Source organism: Streptococcus sp. HMSC072G04 (assembly GCF_001813295.1).
In the GTDB taxonomy this organism is placed as follows: Bacteria; Bacillota; Bacilli; order Lactobacillales; family Streptococcaceae; genus Streptococcus.
In genome coordinates, this window is sequence record NZ_KV812046.1 from 91588 (window position 1) to 108640 (window position 17053).

Here is a 17053-nt window from a genome sequence, read left to right on the forward strand (position 1 = left end):
CCGATTTCTGTCCCACTCTCTTTTTTATTTTTGTTTCAATTCTGTTCGTAGGGCTTCTTGCTGCTCTTTTGTCAGATGAACGCCCTTACTTGCAACAATCTGGCTAGAGACTTTGTTGGCAAATCTTAAGGCTTGCGTGATATCTAAGCCTTCTAAACGAGCGGATATGAAGGCTCCCACATGGCTATCTCCAGCGCCTACTGTATCGACGACTTCTGTTGGAAAACCGTCTGCCTCATACCAGTTGCCATCATAGGCAACCGCTCCGTTTTCACCCAAGGTGACAATGACCAATTGCCCCGTTCTCTGATACAAGTGTTCGATGGCTGGCTGGATCTCTCTACACCCTGAAAAAGCCAGTGCTTCAGCCTCATTAACATGGAGAATTGGATGCAGATCATAAATTGCTTCCAGTCGATCCTTTGGAATCAAGAGTCCGCGTGGCCCAGGTGCGAAAATCACCTGGCCTTCTAGTTGCGAAACAGACTGCACCAATGCAAGACCGGTTGGCTCCTCAACTTCAAGGCCACACAAGTAGATATAATCAAATCGATCTGTCTCGATGTCTTTTAGCCACTCTGCTTGGAAGCTATACTCCACTCCGTGGTCCGATAAGAAGGTCCTTTCACCATCAGACTCTACAAAGCAGTAACAGCAACCATTGGCCCCTTCTAATGAGATGCTAGAGGAAATCCCTAATTGTTTCAGCTCTCTCCGAATAAAATCACCATATATTCCAGAACCGACTGGCGAGACAAACTGGTAGGGTTGCGACAAAAAATGAAGGATATTAACGACATTAAAGGCACAACCTCCCACAGACCATTGCTGGTGATCAATATGGGCATCTCCTTCACGACTTGGCAAACGATCCAAGTAAATCATCACATCACAAACTGTAGAACCAATAACTAACGCAGCTGTCATCTTTTTCTCCTTACTTTGCCTTCTATTATACCAGAGGAAACATAAAAAACAACCAACTCCTTGTGGTTTGGTTGCTTCTCTTTTTAATCACGATAAACGGGTTGAGGGCCAAAGGTTTGGGAAACTGGCATGATTTCAATCCGATTGACATTGACATGCTTGGGCTGTTGGATCAACCAAGCTACGGTGTTGGCAATGTCTTCCGGCTGAATGGCATGGGCATCTCGATAGAGGGCTTCTACCCGTTTTTCGTCTCCTTTAAAGCGAACAGAAGAGAACTCCGTTCCTTCGCAAAGACCGGGTTCAATATTGCTGACACGAATCTTCTTGCCGGCTAGATCCGCCCGAAGATTGAGGGAGAATTGCTTGACAAAAGCCTTGGATGCCCCGTAAACATTGGCCCCTGGATAAGGCACAGTCCCTGCTGTAGAGCCCAAATTGATAATATAGCCATCATTTCGTTCCACCATCTGGGGCAATATTTTCCTTGTCAGATAGGTCAAGCCGACAATATTAGTCTGAATCATGGTCAGCCAGTCTGCAACCTCTGCTTCATAAGCTGGGGCGAGGCCTAGGGCCAAGCCAGCATTATTGACCAAAACATCCACTCTCTCCCAAGCTTTTGGCAAACTGGCAAGTGCATGATCTACCTGAGAAAGATCCGTCACATCCATTTGCAGGGGATAAAAGGCTTCTCCCAACTCTTCTTGAAGGGCCTGTAATTTATCGATGCGTCTAGCTGACCCGATCACACGGTATCCATCTGCTACTAAGCGACGGCAAATCGCTTGACCAAAGCCAGCTGAAGCTCCTGTTACTAAAATCGTTTCTGACATGTCATTACCTCCATGGATTGTAAAAAAATTCAGATTGAGCAGATCCATCAGGTTCTGTCTCGAATTAGAATCTAGATGAACCATCCCTCTCTTGCAAAATTACTTCTTGTATTGGAAGGAAAAATCCTTCAGTTCAATCATTGCTTCTTTCATTAGTTTACCTTTTCCCATAAGAGCGCAAATTGGATGGCTAACTCCGCGATTCGATCCTTGCTATCTAAATCCTCATGACTAGATAAGGTTCGGATATCCCATTTTTCTTCCGAGAGGTGGTCTGCTGCATAGAAGAAATGGCAGAGCTCAAAGCCCCTATACGCTGCTAAAGCTGCCACTGCCGAACATTCCATATCCACACAGATGGCTCCTGCTTTCTTTCGTCGCTTCATCTTGTCGATGGTTTCTCGGTAGGGTGCATCTGTCGTCCACACTTTTCCTGACTGATAGGAAACCTTGTGGCTGTCCAGAAAGGCTTGGAAGAGAGGAAGGGTTTTCTTATTTACTTCCACTTCATCACTAGACGGAAGATAGTGGTAACTGGTCCCCTCGTCGCGAAGAGCAGCTGTTGGAATGATAATGGAGGTTGCTTCGATATCACGGTCTAAAACCCCACAGGTCCCAAAGAGCACCAGTTTTTCCATCCCAAATTGAATCAGGTCCTCTATAATCCCCACACAGGAAGCAGCCCCAACTGGTGCATTAAAGGCACCAATCTGTTGGTCTCCAATAGTGATCCCATAGACCACGACTTCAAAATTAGCCATAGAGGTTCTTGCAATGACCTCGTGGTCATAATTCTCAAGGAGGCGCGCAAAAGTTACTCTTGAAAAGCAAGAGATGACTACTTTGGGAAATCCTTCAATTGGTTCGTGTAAATCTTGTGGATTGATTATCGCCTGTCGATTGGCATCAAATTCTTCTAACAGCATTTCGTGCACCTCTTTCATTCTACTTCTAGGCCCCTATTATACCACAATTAGCCTAGTCATTGGTTTTTGATCAAAGGAAGGAGCATAAAAAAGAACTGCTTCCAGACGTTAGATTTTTCGGATCAAACGTCGGAGGGACAGTTCACTTCGATATTGTTACTTGTTTTCCAATTGCGCTAATTCTAGCAACCGTTCTTTGGACAATTTTTTAATTTCAATTTGACTAGCATCTAGCAGCTGGAATTCATCTGGATCTAGCGCTGCCAATAGATTCTTCAGTGCAAGAGAACCAATTGGATGGTAATTTTCTGGCTTATCCGGATCTCCATCGATCGCAACCAATAGAACTCGCCAATCAATGATACCCGCTAAGCCCACAATTTCTACATATTCTGCAGGAACATGTGGCACGCTGGGCAAGACCGTATCCGTATCTTCTGTCAAGCTATAGCTGGCTAAGAAGGCTCCTGTCTCCTCCTGTTGATAAAAACGGACTTGACTGAAATAAGCTGCACTATATTGAATCTTCTTGATAAAGGCAGAGTAGGCTTCTAGTGGATGGACATGGTTCAAGACTTCCTGCACTGTATCCCGATCCAAATAGACTGGATGAGCGAAGCCTTGTACTTCAAACTCTTTTAGATCTTTTTCTTTCGTCACATTACCCAGCGTTTCTAGGATGACGACTTCATAATCAAAATGGAAAATAGAATCTGGAGTATAGCTCACGCCGTCGCTGGCCACAATCTCCGTTCCTAGTACTTCTGCGAGGCGACTAAGCCATCGAAGGGCCAACTGCCAATCTTCTTCTATCGCAAAAGAGGGCACCTGAATCTGATAAGACTCTTCCTCATCAAAATAGCGTAACTGCAGAGGAAGACCGCTTTTACCAAATACAATACAGTTCAAGCCTTCAAAATCATTTAAGGGACGATGAAGGGTGGCAGGATCATAGTTGTAGGTTGTTAACCCTTCTACCAATTTAAGAACTTCCTGTGCTGCGAGTACTTTCTGATAGCCAAATAAGCTCTTTTTATTTTTGATTGAAAACACGATACTCATTTGTTTTCTCCTTTGTGAAATCGCTTACCTAAAGTATAGCACAATTTTCAATCAATTTCCATATAAAAACAGCCTGAGCTTTCAGACTGTTTATTTCTATTATGCAGGTGCTCCATCAAGCGTCTCACCGATAAGGGCTAAACGCTCACGAACTTCTGCTTGTGACAAGTTGTGTTCTTCAACATAACGATTGCGAGGGTGAACCCGGCACTCATGCGAACATCCGCGAAGATACTTGTCTTCGTTTTCTTCTGAAGTCAAGATCCGACGGTTACAGAAAGGATTTCCACAGTTGACATAGCGTTCACATGGTGTTCCATCAAACCAGTCTTTTCCGACAACGCTTGGATCGACATGGTTGACGTCGACTGCAATACGCTCGTCAAAGACATACATTTTCCCATCCCATAGTTCTCCTTGAACTTCTGGGTCTTTTCCGTAGGTGGCGATTCCGCCGTGCAATTGACCGACATCTTTGTAACCTTCACGTACCATCCAACCTGAGAATTTCTCACAACGGACTCCACCAGTACAGTAGACGACAACACGCTTGTCCATGAATTTTTCCTTGTTATCACGGATCCATTGTGGCAACTCACGGAAGTTGCGGATATCTGGACGAATAGCGCCACGGAAGTGACCAAGATCGTACTCGTAGTCGTTACGAGTATCAAGGACGACTGTATCTTCGTCTAGAAGAGCTTCTTTAAACTCTTTTGGTGACAAGTAAGCACCTGTTGTTTCAAGAGGATTGATGTCATTATCGAAATTATCATCTTCTAAACCAAGGTGGACAATCTCTTTCTTATAACGTACAAACATCTTCTTGAAAGCTTGCTCTTCTTCCTCATCGATCTTGAACCAGAGGTCTTCCATACCTGGAAGGCCGTGAACGTAGTCCATGTATTTTTGCGTTATTTCGTAGTCACCAGAAACAGTTCCGTTGATCCCTTCGTCAGCGACTAGGATACGACCTTTAAGGCCGATTGATTTACAAAAAGCCAAGTGATCAGCCGCAAATTGTTCTGCGTTTTCGATGGGAACATATTTATAGTAAAGTAATACACGAATAGGTTTTGCCATGTCATTCTCTTTTCTAAGATTAAATTATCAGAATTTTTCATTCAACTATACAAGTATACTCTCCCAAGAAAACGAATGCAATTTATTTGACTGAAAAATAAAAGCCTGGTTTCCCAGACTTTTATACGACGACACCAGGGTTCCAACTTCCTACTCTTCCTTTTCCAACTGATCCAGATAGGCTTCATAGCGTTTTTTCTCAACTTTTGCAAGAAGCATTACAAGGGTATTGACTCCCCATACAATTGGAAGATTCAGTAAAAAGGTAATAGGTAGTACCAGTAAGAATTTTGAATGGAAGGGATTTGCCTGATAGACAGCTTGGTTTAATTGAAAATTTTGAGCCCAGATGAACAAGGAGAGAATAGAGGTTACTGCTACAATTCCCGTCACATTTAGATAACTATAACTGATAAATTTCACACCCAATCGTTGACAACGAACAGAATAATACAATCCTGAGACGATGAGTAAGACTACCACCATGATTGGACTGATCCCCACCTTAGATGTAAAAATGGATCCCACACTAAAAACAGTTAAGGCAAGGAAAAGAAAACCAGCCGTCTCAGCACCAGCTTAATAGCTAAGCCTTCTTCTCGTTCATCTATGATTTGTTTGTTCAGCAATTGTAATCTCATTGCTTTCTCCTTATTCTTCATCCTCTAATTCTGCCTCTAGCTTCTCTTGTTTTTTCCGATTGATAAGAGCAAGTGGTTTTTCAAGCAGATCTGTCAGGATGGCAAAGACGAGAATTTCTAATAGAATTTTGACCAGATACTTGGGACTCAAGATAAAGCTCGTTGCTTCTCTCTTTCCAATCACATCCATAGCTGTCACAAGCACAGCAAAGAATAGACCTGACCCAAGGCGACTTAACCAGCTATCTTTTTCTAACATATCTCGAACATCAATCCCTGAACTGATCCTTCTCACAAAGACATAGGCTCCCATGGCAATCAGAAGGAACATCTCAGGTAGATAAGCGACGAGGTCTAAGTCCAGGATACTGGATTTCACAAAGGCGGATAGGGCAATAAAGCAGGTCATGCCAAGGACAAGTTCTCCTGCGATTTTTCCATCAAGTAGCATAGTCCGTTCATCTTTTACAATTTGTTCTTTCTTTTGTTTCATATTCTTCCTCTTTCTATTATTAAAACTGTTACTCCCAGAACAGTTGATCCAGCGTCTTATCCAAGGTCTTACAGATGGCAAGGCAGAGACTGAGGGTTGGGTTATACTTTCCCGCCTCAATCAGACCGATGGTCTGGCGCGTCACTCCAATGGCATCTGCAAGATCCCCCTGGGTCATATCATGCTCGACCCGGGCCATTTTTAATTTGAGATTTTTCGCCACATGATTTTCCTTTCTTGTTTTTATAGCTCTATTATACACTATATTTTCTATTTTGCAATATATATCTTGCATTTTGTAAAAAATATTTTTTACAAAACAAAAAAAGCCTGGTTTCCCAGGTTTTCTTAGTTTCCTCTTCTTTTTATTAGTAATGGCTGTAGGATGTTAGATAATCCCCATCCTATACCAGCACCTAGTAAGACCGTGAAGATAAACCAAGTGATGGTCGCTAGATCTGGTGATACCATCACCCGATTGACATAGTCTATCGATTTGCCACGATCCAGTAAAGACATGCGGTAACTGGCTGGATAGAACCACATCATAAGAATGGGCCCTGTCGTCGCAAAGGCAAAAATGACAAAAGACAAAGCATTTCGTAAATTCGAGCGAAAACGACCACTTGAGGCGACCATTTCCGCAAAACTTCCGGCGATCAAGGCTGGAAAAAAGGCTCCTGCCCCGTGACGCGAAAAGAGGAAGAAGGATCCAATCACGCAGCCAACTATAAAGATAGATCCAACTCCTTTTATTTTTTCTAGATAATAGCGGTAGATCATCCCGCCAAACAAGGCTGAAAAGGCAGGAGCATAAAACATATTTCCTTGATGATCGACCAGATTTCCAACTAAGACCCCCAGTCCAATCGCAAGAAAATAGAGGAAAGTGAAGGCTCCAACTTGTTTTATTTGATTCACATTTATTCTATTCATTGGATACTGATCCTAACGGTGGCTAATTTTCTTCGAAAGGAAGTCCCCGATAAATTGGACCAGAACGATCAGAATCAGGATCAATAAGGTCGCCACAAAGATGACATCATTGTTAAACATATTTTTCCCGTAGTTGATGGCCAAGGTTCCTAATCCTCCAGCACCAACGGCACCCGCCATGGCGGTTTCTCCAATCAAGGAAATGATGGTCACTGTTGTCACACGGATCAAATCAGGAAGCCCTTCACGAAGGTAGACACCGACAATATCCCAGAAGGTTGCCCCACTGGCTTGTGCTGCTTCAATCACGCCTCCATCCAACTCGGACAAGACTACTTGGACTTGGCGGGCAAAGAATGGAAAGACAGCCAAAGACAGCGGAACAAGGGCTGCTGTAGGACCAATGGTATTTTTCAAGAGCAAGTAGGTCAAGGGATTAATAAAGGCCAACAAGATAATGAAAGGAATGGCGCGGAACAAGGAAGTAATCTTATCCAAAATTTGGAAAACGATTCTATTTTCGATGACACCACCTGGACGGGTCAAGACTAACAAAAGTCCTGTCACCAAACCTAAAAATCCACCAATAATGAAGGAAATAACGGTCATGTAAAGAGTCAAGTAAATAGCGGTTCCCCATCCATACTGGCCAGACCACCCTAATTTATAGACATTTGGTAAATATGTTTGAATTAACTGGATCATGCTTTTCTCCCATCTTTCACAATAGTCACGGAAACTCCTGCATTTTCTAACTCAGCTTTGGCCGTTTCCAGATTTTGAGTCTCACCTGATAAGATGACCACCAATTCTCCGACAGGAGTGTGATCAAGGATCTCGATGTTCCCAAATAAAATGTTGGCAGATACTTGGTACTGCTTGTAAATATCATTGATGATGGCTGTATCTGTCACAGAACCTGCATACTTAAGATGCGCTAAAATCGAATCATCAGGCAAGTTCTTCACAATCGCTTGTTGATTGATTTTCACCATGGCTTCATCGATTCCTGTTGCAACCGTGATAAAGTCTTGCGTCAAAGCATTTTTCGGATTCGAGAAGATATCTAACACAGACCCTTCTTCAATCAGTTCGCCATTTTGCATGACAGCTACCCGGTTGGCAATATCTTTGACAATTTGCATCTCATGGGTGATCAAGACAATGGTTAAGCCAAGTTTTTTGTTTAACTCTTGCAACAAAGCTAGAATTTGTTTGGTCGTCTTTGGATCCAAGGCTGAAGTTGACTCATCTGAGATCAAAATTTTTGGATCGTTGGCAAGGGCACGCGCAATCGCTACCCGCTGCTTTTGCCCACCAGACAATTGTGCTGGGTAATTCTCTGCACGGTCAGCTAGACCAACCAATTCCAACAATTTCGCCACTTTCTCATTCTTTTGTTCTTTGTTCAATTTAGAATGTTTAAGAGCAAAGGCTACATTTTCTGCGACAGTCATTTGAGCCATCAAGTTGAAGTGTTGGAAGATCATCCCGATATCCCGACGTTTCTCCCGAAGGGCAGCCGGTTTTAGGGTCACCTGATCTTGATAAATCACATCTCCATCCACAGTGATGGTTCCGGCGCTAGGCACTTGCAAGAGATTGATCACCCGAACCAAGGTCGATTTCCCGGCTCCGGAATACCCTACAATCCCATAGATATCGCCTTCATTAATATGAATGGTCACATCTTTGACGGCTTGGATCTGACGTTTCTTTTGCTGGAAGGTCACATCAATGTGGTCCAGCTGAATCATTGCTTTACTCATAACTTGCTATTAACTCCTTTATCAATTCAATATGGGTGTAATAATCGGCGATTTTCACATTTTCGTCGCCCCCATGATCACGGCTATTGGCATTGCCAATTCCAAAGGCTGCCATCGGCACCTGCAAAGCCTCAAAGACCGTGTGCATTGGCCCTGTTCCCGCTGTTGTTGGAAGAACAGAAACTCCTTCTCTATAGAAATCTTTGGCCAGCCGTATGACATTTAAAATCGATGGGGCACTCATATCACTTCGGTAACTCATTTCACCGAGAGTATAGACCAATTCGACCTGATTATAGCCATTTTTCTTCAATTGCTGCTTGATCTTTTCTAAGACATCCTTGGGATCCAGTCCAGGAACCAAGCGCACCTCCATCTTGGCACGCGCCTCTGCCGGAAGAATCGTTTTAACACCTTGTCCTTGGTAACCAGAGCCAAAACCTTCAATATTCAGGGCTGGTTCAAAATAGAAACGGCGCAGGAATTCTTTTCGGTCTTCCTTCAAGATTGGAAGGGTTAGACCATAGGTTTCCGCTACATCTTCTGGTCCTTTGTTGGCATATTGCTCGATCAAAGCTAGCTCGCGTTCATTGGGTTCTTGGATCTGATCATAAATCCCATCCACCAAGATTCGGCCTTCTTTGTCACGAAGACTGGCGATAGCATTTAACAAATACCAAGAAGCAGAGTCTACCACACCGCCATAGCTGGAATGAATATCCACTTCTGCACTCTTCACCACCATATCAAAGGTGACGATCCCCTTGCTACCACCGGAAATTTCCAACTGACCCTGATTATTTCGTGTGCCTTGTTCCCAGACTAGGAGGTCTGCCCCACGCAAGTGTTTCTTGTGTTTGGCCAAGTATTTATCCAAGTCAGTCGATGCAGACTCCTCTGCCCCTTCGATGATAAAGGTGATATTGACTGGCAAATCGCCACTTTCACGAATGTATTTTCGAAGAGCTGTGAGACGAGCCGTGATATGCCCCTTGTCATCATCAACCCCTCGACCGTACATGGTTCCATAATGGACCGATAAGGTGAAGGGGTCTCCCGTCCAAGGTTGGTCTCCATCAGCTGGTACCGTATCATAGTGGTTATAAAAAATGATGGTTTTGGCTTCAGGATTTGGCGAGAAAAATTTGGCAATCACAAAAGGGGCTGTGTAGCTATCATCAACTTCGACTTTGGCTCCTGCAGCTGTAAAAATTTCCCCCAAATAGTTGGCCACTTCCTTGAGACCAACTTGTTGGGCAAAGATGGATTTTTTTGAAATCAATGTTCGCAACACTTCAAAATAATGTTGTGCGACCTCATCATTTTCAAATTTACGGATTTGTTCCGCTTCTGTTGCAAAAGGCATGCATTCCTCCTAATACACGATAAGAGGTAGAGAATTGCTTCTCCACCTCCTTCATACACTTGAGATCAAATCTTAGAAGACTGGTTGGTCCATTCCTTCTGAAGATTCTTCGATCACTTTCTTCACATTGTCTTTGTGATAGGCTTTGATGATTTCTTTGATTGCTTTTGCTTTATCAGATTTTTCCCAATCTTTCTTAGCAGCGATCACGTTGTACCATTGTTTTGAGTTGTTGTCTTTCTTTTCAACATAGATAGCTTTTTTGAAATCAACGCCTGCTTCACGAACGAAGGTATTGTTGATGACTGCAGCATCTACTGATGGAAGAGCAGATGGTGTTTGTGAAGCATCCAATTCAGAAATCTTCAAATCTTTTGGATTTTCTTTAATGTTTGACACGTTTGCCAATTGACCATCTTTGGTATCCAATTTAATCAAACCAGCTGATTGCAAGACATACAAGGCACGGCTTTCATTTGTTGGGTCATTTGGTACAGCGATTGTTCCACCTTTAGGAATTTCTTTAATTGAAGTGTATTTGTTTTTACCGTTTTCTGTACCAGAGTAAAGACGGATTGGAGCGATGTACGTATCTGCTACTGCAACAAGGGCATTGTCATTTTTAGAGTTCCAGTTATCAAGGAAGTTGTAGTGTTGGAAAGCATTGATATCCACGCTACCATCTTTTACAGCCACGTTTGGTTGTGAGTAGTCTGTAAATTGAGTGAATTCCAATTTGATTCCTGTTTTAGCGTCATCCAAGTTCTTTTGAACTTGATCCCAACGAGCTTTTTCAGTGTCGCTCAAAGTCATAACACCCACTTTTACAGTTGTTTCACCATCTTTGCTAGATGATTTTGAAGAACCACATGCTGCAAGAGCAAATGTTGCGATAGCTGCAAGAGCTGTTAAACCAAGAATTTTTTTCAATTTCATTTTGAAGTCTCCTTTAATTAAATATTATTCTTTAATATCTTTTGCTTCTGGTAGATAAACTCCACCAAAGTATTTTTTAGACAGTTTTTCAAGGGTTCCATTGTCATAGAGTTCCTTGATACGTTTGTTGACAAATTTTTGAAGATCTTTATCTTCTTTTGCAATAATTGGATACACATAAGGTTGTTGGTCGCTTGGAAGCTCGATAACCTTCAAGTTGTCATAGCCTTGATCACGAATGATAGTATCTACTGAGATCCGTTCGAAGATCTTGTAATCTGTACGACCATCCGCTAGATTAGCCATGATGGTTTGAATGGTTCCATCTGTGTATTGCAAGTCAGTTGGATTATCTGAATGTTTTTTATTGTAATCTTCTAATTGTTTAGCAGTTGATGTTCCTTGAACAACTTCTGTTTTCTTACCACCAATGTCATCCAAAGATTTAATAGAAGAATCTTTTGGTACGACCAATACTAATGGATTGCGAGCATATGGATTTGGATAGAGGTATTTTTCTTCCCGCTCTTTTGAGTAACTAATGTTGTTGGCACCGATTTGGAAACGGTCACTATCTAAGCCAGCAAAGACTGAAGACCACTCTGTTTTGTTAAAGTTTACTTCATATTTGTCTGAACCTTTGAAGATTTCACGCAAAACTTCGATTTCATAACCGGTTAGCTTGCCGTCTTTTTCTTCGTAAGAGAATGGTTTTGTTGTTCCAACAGTCCCAACTTCAATGGTTTTCTTCCCACTGGCTGATTTACCAGATGAACATGCTACTAAAGCACTGGTTGCAAGGACTGCAACTAATCCTAAAGCAGAGTATTTAATGATTTTTTTTAGATTCATAGGATCTCCTTATTCGTTTCAGGCACATAAAACACCATTCTAAAAGTATTTTTTTATTTTATCAAAAAAGCATTTACTTGCCTAATATATATTTTTTATGGAGGTGATAGTTTTTCTTTATCACACTTCTTTGGCTTTAAAATACCGCAATAAAGCTTGCGCATTTTCAACATAATAGGGAACCGATACCTCAAAGGCTGCATCATCGATGGTCATGTGATCATGATGGAGGTCTGGCGCATCCGGCTCTCCATTTGAACCGATAAAGGCAAAGACTCCAGGAATTCGTTCTTGGTAAAAGGCAAAGTCTTCTCCAGCTGTAGAAGGATTTGCTGGAATCACTTCAGCCAAGCCTTGTGAAGCTTCCCAAACCACTTTCGTCAATTCCTCATCATTAAAGGTAACGGGCGGTGTCACACCCCACTCAAAAGCCACATCTACTTCCAGACTTTCTGCAATGTGTCGAATGATGGAAATAAAATGTGCCTTCAAGTCTCTTTGCACACTTGGATTAAAGGAACGAATGGTCCCTTCAAAATAGCCTGATTTTGGGAGCACATTCCAAGTTGAGCCCACATCCAGGTGCGTAATGGACAAAACAGCTGTTTCAAAGGGAGAAACGGTCCGTGAAATTAATAATTGTACATTCTGAACCATGGTTGTGACGGCCGTTACAGTGTCAACTCCCAAATCTGGTCTTGCAGCATGGCTACTAACCCCTGTCACAGTAACCTTGAATTTCTCAACCCCTGCCATCATAGCTCCAGCATTCAAGGCAAGTTGCCCTGCTTTTAGCTGAGGAATGTTGTGAAAACCAATAATTCCTTGAACATCCTCCAACAGTCCTGTTGCCAAAACGTCAGAAGCACCTTCTGAGATTTCTTCTGCTGGCTGAAAGATCAAGCGTACGGTTCCTTCAAGCTGGTCTTCTTTTTCCTTGAGAAGAGCTGCTGCTCCTAGAAGACTGGTTTGATGAAAATCATGGCCACATGCATGCATGACTCCTGGATTCTGACTTTGGTAGGGAAGATTTGTTTGTTCCAAAATTGGAAGGGCATCGATATCTGCTCGAAGTGCCACCACCGGTTGGCCGGACCCAATTTCTGCAATCAGACCAGTTTTCAATCCACTCTCTAAAATACGAATCCCCAACTCTTCTAAACGCTCCTTTAGAAAGGCGGTTGTCTGGTATTCTTGACCAGACAATTCCGGGTGTTGGTGGATATAGTGGCGAATCTCTGCTAACTCTTCATAAGAAAAAGACACAAGCCTTCATCTCCTTTCAAACTTAAAATTATTTTATCACTAATAGGTGTTTCCGTCTAATTCCTGTTTCTTGGGATTTGATATAGTTTCAAACTATAGATAAAAACACTCCTAGATTCATGTCCTAGGAGTGCCAACTTCAGCATTAAGAAAGATTTCCCTCGAATTTTTCCATAAAGCTATCACTATTATAGGCTTTTTCTACTTCCCATTTGCCATCTTTCTTAACAAAGGTCAACTGGTAGTCGTATCGATCCGGCGTCGTCAAGGGACGATCTGCAAGAGAAGCCATCATTTCCTCTCTATAGGCTTTGTTTTGAGCCTGGTTCGCTTCGATGATACCTGGATAGTCTTTTCGATGTTCCTGATAGAAGGTCTGCATGTGGTTTAAGATCGTCTTTTCCATGCTGACCGTCTCAGGATTCAAGCTAATAACTACCTTGTCTGGGAAGTATTGTTTGACCTTATAGGTTAATTTCGCACGCTTAGCATTTTCTTTTTCATAAGCATCGATAAACTGGGTCACTTCTTCTTCAGGGAATTGGTAATCATGCAATTGACGAGTAAAATCAGCCGCAAATTTCGCACGGAAATCACTGCGTTCCTTTTTCAAATCAGTTCCCAAAACAAAAGCGTCATCCTTTTTGACCTTTCGTTGGCCACTGAAGTAAACTTGATTGATGTATTCATCTGCTAGAATTGTGGAAGCTTCCACCTTATCCTCATACTGAGAAGAATCCACCGCAAATTTTAAAGGCTTGGATTTTTTATCAGAGCTATAAGTTTTTCGTTCATACTGCACTTCGTACTTCTTGCCTTTTTCGACTGGAAAAACGATATAGCCGGTTAATTTTTTATCCTGGGCCAACTGATCACTCTTGAGCAGTTGGAAGGCTTCACTGTGGTCATAAATTCCTGACTGCAATTTGACCTTGTTATTATCCGCATCGTAAATGGTGATATCTGAATCTGACACGTTGATAGATTCTTTGGCAACATTTTTAAATTCTAATTGAAGGGCCAAATAAGTGCCGTCTTCTGAGTCATTGAGGACAGGTGGTTTGATGTATTGCCCTCCTTTTAAACTCACCTCGACTTGACCGTCAGATGCAGAGCTTTTCGCTGCTTTTTCTGTCTTTGCTTGCTGCGAATTGGTCTTTTGAGCACCAGTCCCACAAGCCGCTAAACTCAAAGTCGCCACAGCAAATAGGGCCCATTTAAAAATCTTTTTCATCCTCATCTCCTTAAAAAAAGTTTTTTTCTATTCTAACATCTTTTTCTAGCTATGTATACGCTATATAGTGATAACTCTCCCCTATCATAAAAAGGCCAAGACTTTCGTCTCAACCTTTTAACTGAAAAATAATTGATCTTGGTTTTACAAGATTCCTTTTTCTTTTTGAATCATGAGATCCTTGAGGGAAATCAAGAGGACCGCAAGGAGGATCATAGCCATCCCTATAAAATCAATGGCAAAGAAATGTTCATTCATAATGGCAAAAGCAAAGAATACAGCTGAAATAGGCTCAATAGCTGCAAGAAGGCTACCTTTGACCGGTCCAATCAGAGTTGTCCCTTTCAAAAAGACCGTATAGGCAAATATGGTCCCAATCACCACTAAGCCAACTAAGCCCATTAGATTATCCATGCTATATTGGCCATGAAAAAGTCTTCTTCCTGTGAAGGGAATCATCACAAGTCCTGGAATGAGCATACCGATACCAATCACCAACATACTTCCCCATTTTTGAATTAACTGAATAGGCAGAATGATGTAGAGGGCATAGGCAAAGGCAGAAACAAGTCCCCAAGCTAGCCCTTTAGGAGTGATTGCCAATTGATTGAGTTGACCATGGGTTGCAATGAGAAAGGTCCCTGCGATGGCTAAGATCATCGAAAAGATTTCAGATACCGTAGGAGCTACCCGGTCCTTAACACAAGAATAGGCCAAAACTCCAATGGGACAGAGATATTGCAAAACAGTTGCAGTACCTGCATTAGTCGCATCAATCGCTTCTAGATAAGTCAATTGGGTCATTAACAACCCTAAAAAAGCAAATAAGAACAAGGAAAGGTAGGACGAGCGGTCTGTTAGAAAGGCCTTTACTTTTTCCTGGTCCGCTAGATATGCAAGAAGCAGTAGTACAGCTCCTGAAAACACTAAACGAATCGTTGTCAAACCGATTGCTGTAAATCCATGAGCCATCAGGTACTGGCCACAGGCTCCTGACAAGCCCCAAGCGATCCCAGCAATCAAGGTCATGAGCGTCCCCTTCATCGTCTTTGACATAGTTCCCTCCCAAATCTGTTTCTTACTTTTATTGTATCACAAAAGGCCGAAACTACACGTTTCAGCCTTGCTTTATTTTATATAAGTTTATTAGCTTATTCAGGTTGAACCAAGATCTTGATTTGGGATTTATCTTGTGTTAATTCAACAAATCCTTCTTCAACGATATTTTCCAATTTAATTTTCTTGGTAACCAATTTCTCAGCAGAGAAGTAACCTTGTTCCATCAATTCCAAGACTTTAGGGAAGATGTGGCGGTAGGCAATAATTCCTTTGAGGGATTTTTCTTGAATAGCGAATTCATTTGGATTGATGCTAGCTTCACGTTCCCAGATAGATACAACCATACATTCCCCAGCTTTATGAACTGCTGCAAGGGCTTGGCCTAAAACAACTGGAACTCCAGTAACTTCATAAGAAACATCTGCTCCACCACCTGTTAAACGATGGATGGCTTCTACAATTGTTTCTCCTTCTTCTGGACGAACAACGATCGCTCCCAATTCTTCTGCTTTGGCTTGGCGTTCAGGAGACAATTCAACCGCATAGATTTTTGATGCTCCTGCTGCACGAAGGGCTTCAACAATCAAAAGACCAATTGGGCCCAAACCAAAGATAACAGCTGTATCTCCAGTTTTCAAAGCAGATTGACGAACGGCATACACAGCAACCGCAGCAGGTTCTGTAAGAGCGGCTTGTTCATAGCTCAAGCTATCTGGAATCACATGGACAAGATCACCATCAAGAACACAATATTTAGCAAAACCACCATCTGCAGCGAGTCCGACAAAGTTCAAGTTTGGATCTAGGTTATAATCACCAATTAAGTTGTGCTCTGCAAGAATTGGTTCGATAGTGACACGATCGCCAACTTTGACACGAGTCACATCACTTCCGACTTCTACAATTTCACCAGAGAATTCATGTCCCAAAGTAACCGGTGCTTTTTGACCAGAATACACATGTTCTTCAGTTGGAATGAAGATCGGTCCATCCAAATATTCATGCAAGTCCGTACCACAGATCCCTGTGAACTTAACTGCCACTTTTACTTGATGTGGTTGTACTTCAGGTACTTCCACTTCTTCGATACGAACGTCTTTTGCTGCATGCCAGCGAGCTGCTTTCATAGTAGCCATATGATGATCTCCTTGTTTTCACCTTTTTTGTTTTCTTTTCAGGAAACTTTATATTTAAAATTGTAAACGTTTTCCTTTTGTTTGTCAAGGAAAAACTGAAGATGAAAAAGAGCAGCCCTTTGACTGCTCCTTCTTATTTCTTCTTGATCCGAGAAGATTCCAATCTCCACCCAACAATCCAACCAAGGACTAGGAGATAATTTTCAAGCGCACCGATCCCATTGACCGGCAGATGATAGTGAAAATAACTGAAGAGATGATTAGTACCGATCCCAAGCCCACCTAGGATCAAAGCCAATAGAACCGTTCGAAGATAAAACCAATCGTATTTGAGATTGACAGCAATCAGGATCACAAGGACCGCCACATTCCAAATCCCAATCTCCCGTTGCCAACCGACAGAAATACCATATCCCGAATGACTTCCCATATAGGATGGAAAGAATAGCTGGAAGATAATCGCTCCAGTCATGGCAATGATAACTAGGACAAATAAGACTCTTAAAAATTTGTTCATGTAACTCCTCCTAA

At 42.2% G+C, this 17053-nt stretch carries 19 protein-coding genes; all 19 read right to left on the bottom strand.

From position 1 onward, the window contains the following. Nucleotides 1-24: 24 nt before the first annotated feature. A complete protein-coding gene (locus HMPREF2904_RS10405; RefSeq protein WP_070662610.1) occupies nucleotides 25-927 on the bottom strand; it encodes a carbohydrate kinase family protein in 903 nt (300 codons plus the stop codon). A gap of 83 nt (nucleotides 928-1010) precedes the next feature. After that, the gene (locus HMPREF2904_RS10410) at nucleotides 1011-1763 is read right to left on the bottom strand and encodes an SDR family oxidoreductase (RefSeq protein WP_070662613.1); all 753 of its coding nucleotides are present in this window, start codon (nucleotides 1761-1763) and stop codon (nucleotides 1011-1013) included. Between the two features lie 152 nt (nucleotides 1764-1915). Further along, nucleotides 1916-2689 carry a nucleoside phosphorylase gene (locus tag HMPREF2904_RS10415; protein ID WP_070662616.1) on the bottom strand — a complete coding sequence of 258 codons (774 nt, stop codon included), beginning with the start codon at nucleotides 2687-2689 and terminating at the stop codon, nucleotides 1916-1918. A gap of 156 nt (nucleotides 2690-2845) precedes the next feature. Next, complete coding sequence (locus HMPREF2904_RS10420; RefSeq protein WP_070662620.1) at nucleotides 2846-3751, bottom strand: DUF4299 family protein; 906 nt, start codon at nucleotides 3749-3751, stop codon at nucleotides 2846-2848. A 99-nt stretch (nucleotides 3752-3850) separates the two neighbouring features. Continuing rightward, on the bottom strand, nucleotides 3851-4834 hold the full coding sequence (locus HMPREF2904_RS10425; protein ID WP_070662623.1) for an oxygen-dependent tRNA uridine(34) hydroxylase TrhO: 984 nt from the start codon (nucleotides 4832-4834) through the stop codon (nucleotides 3851-3853). A 150-nt stretch (nucleotides 4835-4984) separates the two neighbouring features. Next, a complete protein-coding gene (locus HMPREF2904_RS10430) occupies nucleotides 4985-5362 on the bottom strand; it encodes a DUF6773 family protein (protein WP_371106553.1) in 378 nt (125 codons plus the stop codon). 123 nt (nucleotides 5363-5485) lie between these two features. Continuing rightward, nucleotides 5486-5968 (bottom strand): DUF6773 family protein, encoded by a 483-nt coding sequence (locus HMPREF2904_RS10435; RefSeq protein ID WP_070662625.1) that lies wholly within the window; start codon nucleotides 5966-5968, stop codon nucleotides 5486-5488. A gap of 28 nt (nucleotides 5969-5996) precedes the next feature. Beyond that, on the bottom strand, nucleotides 5997-6191 hold the full coding sequence (locus HMPREF2904_RS10440; RefSeq protein WP_003005328.1) for a helix-turn-helix transcriptional regulator: 195 nt from the start codon (nucleotides 6189-6191) through the stop codon (nucleotides 5997-5999). Between the two features lie 125 nt (nucleotides 6192-6316). Beyond that, entirely contained in the window at nucleotides 6317-6904 is a 588-nt protein-coding gene (locus tag HMPREF2904_RS10445) for an MptD family putative ECF transporter S component (protein WP_070662627.1), read from the bottom strand. 12 nt (nucleotides 6905-6916) lie between these two features. Next, nucleotides 6917-7609, bottom strand: a complete 693-nt coding sequence (locus HMPREF2904_RS10450; RefSeq protein WP_003008487.1) for a methionine ABC transporter permease — start codon at nucleotides 7607-7609, stop codon at nucleotides 6917-6919. Next, a complete protein-coding gene (locus HMPREF2904_RS10455; RefSeq protein ID WP_070662629.1) occupies nucleotides 7606-8673 on the bottom strand; it encodes a methionine ABC transporter ATP-binding protein in 1068 nt (355 codons plus the stop codon). The genes HMPREF2904_RS10450 and HMPREF2904_RS10455 overlap by 4 nt, the downstream gene beginning before the upstream one ends. Continuing rightward, nucleotides 8666-10039 (bottom strand): M20/M25/M40 family metallo-hydrolase, encoded by a 1374-nt coding sequence (locus tag HMPREF2904_RS10460; RefSeq protein WP_070662631.1) that lies wholly within the window; start codon nucleotides 10037-10039, stop codon nucleotides 8666-8668. Before HMPREF2904_RS10460 ends, HMPREF2904_RS10455 begins: the two co-directional genes overlap by 8 nt. 72 nt (nucleotides 10040-10111) lie before the next feature. Continuing rightward, nucleotides 10112-10975 (bottom strand): MetQ/NlpA family ABC transporter substrate-binding protein, encoded by an 864-nt coding sequence (locus HMPREF2904_RS10465; RefSeq protein ID WP_023918949.1) that lies wholly within the window; start codon nucleotides 10973-10975, stop codon nucleotides 10112-10114. Between the two features lie 24 nt (nucleotides 10976-10999). Beyond that, nucleotides 11000-11827: an amino acid ABC transporter substrate-binding protein gene (locus tag HMPREF2904_RS10470; protein ID WP_049506015.1), complete on the bottom strand. Its 828-nt coding sequence runs from the start codon at nucleotides 11825-11827 to the stop codon at nucleotides 11000-11002. Nucleotides 11828-11947: 120 nt separating this feature from the next. Beyond that, nucleotides 11948-13093 carry an amidohydrolase gene (locus tag HMPREF2904_RS10475; RefSeq protein ID WP_049492385.1) on the bottom strand — a complete coding sequence of 382 codons (1146 nt, stop codon included), beginning with the start codon at nucleotides 13091-13093 and terminating at the stop codon, nucleotides 11948-11950. A gap of 145 nt (nucleotides 13094-13238) precedes the next feature. Further along, nucleotides 13239-14327, bottom strand: coding sequence for a DUF4352 domain-containing protein (locus HMPREF2904_RS10480; RefSeq protein ID WP_070662634.1), 1089 nt, complete (start codon nucleotides 14325-14327; stop codon nucleotides 13239-13241). 144 nt (nucleotides 14328-14471) lie between these two features. Then, nucleotides 14472-15383 (bottom strand): DMT family transporter, encoded by a 912-nt coding sequence (locus HMPREF2904_RS10485; protein ID WP_070662637.1) that lies wholly within the window; start codon nucleotides 15381-15383, stop codon nucleotides 14472-14474. A 95-nt stretch (nucleotides 15384-15478) separates the two neighbouring features. After that, on the bottom strand, nucleotides 15479-16522 hold the full coding sequence (locus HMPREF2904_RS10490; RefSeq protein WP_021153756.1) for a 2,3-butanediol dehydrogenase: 1044 nt from the start codon (nucleotides 16520-16522) through the stop codon (nucleotides 15479-15481). Between the two features lie 133 nt (nucleotides 16523-16655). Further along, nucleotides 16656-17039 (bottom strand): hypothetical protein, encoded by a 384-nt coding sequence (locus HMPREF2904_RS10495; protein WP_003005450.1) that lies wholly within the window; start codon nucleotides 17037-17039, stop codon nucleotides 16656-16658. Nucleotides 17040-17053 lie beyond the last annotated feature (14 nt).

Coding starts and splice junctions, on each gene's coding strand:
- HMPREF2904_RS10465 (WP_023918949.1), bottom strand. CDS start 10,975: ATGAAATTGAAAAAAATTCTTGGTTTAACAGCTCTTGCAGCTATCGCA.
- HMPREF2904_RS10425 (WP_070662623.1), bottom strand. CDS start 4,834: ATGGCAAAACCTATTCGTGTATTACTTTACTATAAATATGTTCCCATC.
- HMPREF2904_RS10445 (WP_070662627.1), bottom strand. CDS start 6,904: ATGAATAGAATAAATGTGAATCAAATAAAACAAGTTGGAGCCTTCACT.
- HMPREF2904_RS10460 (WP_070662631.1), bottom strand. CDS start 10,039: ATGCCTTTTGCAACAGAAGCGGAACAAATCCGTAAATTTGAAAATGAT.
- HMPREF2904_RS10410 (WP_070662613.1), bottom strand. CDS start 1,763: ATGTCAGAAACGATTTTAGTAACAGGAGCTTCAGCTGGCTTTGGTCAA.
- HMPREF2904_RS10495 (WP_003005450.1), bottom strand. CDS start 17,039: ATGAACAAATTTTTAAGAGTCTTATTTGTCCTAGTTATCATTGCCATG.
- HMPREF2904_RS10455 (WP_070662629.1), bottom strand. CDS start 8,673: ATGAGTAAAGCAATGATTCAGCTGGACCACATTGATGTGACCTTCCAG.
- HMPREF2904_RS10485 (WP_070662637.1), bottom strand. CDS start 15,383: ATGTCAAAGACGATGAAGGGGACGCTCATGACCTTGATTGCTGGGATC.
- HMPREF2904_RS10450 (WP_003008487.1), bottom strand. CDS start 7,609: ATGATCCAGTTAATTCAAACATATTTACCAAATGTCTATAAATTAGGG.
- HMPREF2904_RS10490 (WP_021153756.1), bottom strand. CDS start 16,522: ATGGCTACTATGAAAGCAGCTCGCTGGCATGCAGCAAAAGACGTTCGT.
- HMPREF2904_RS10405 (WP_070662610.1), bottom strand. CDS start 927: ATGACAGCTGCGTTAGTTATTGGTTCTACAGTTTGTGATGTGATGATT.
- HMPREF2904_RS10415 (WP_070662616.1), bottom strand. CDS start 2,689: ATGCTGTTAGAAGAATTTGATGCCAATCGACAGGCGATAATCAATCCA.
- HMPREF2904_RS10420 (WP_070662620.1), bottom strand. CDS start 3,751: ATGAGTATCGTGTTTTCAATCAAAAATAAAAAGAGCTTATTTGGCTAT.
- HMPREF2904_RS10470 (WP_049506015.1), bottom strand. CDS start 11,827: ATGAATCTAAAAAAAATCATTAAATACTCTGCTTTAGGATTAGTTGCA.
- HMPREF2904_RS10480 (WP_070662634.1), bottom strand. CDS start 14,327: ATGAAAAAGATTTTTAAATGGGCCCTATTTGCTGTGGCGACTTTGAGT.
- HMPREF2904_RS10435 (WP_070662625.1), bottom strand. CDS start 5,968: ATGAAACAAAAGAAAGAACAAATTGTAAAAGATGAACGGACTATGCTA.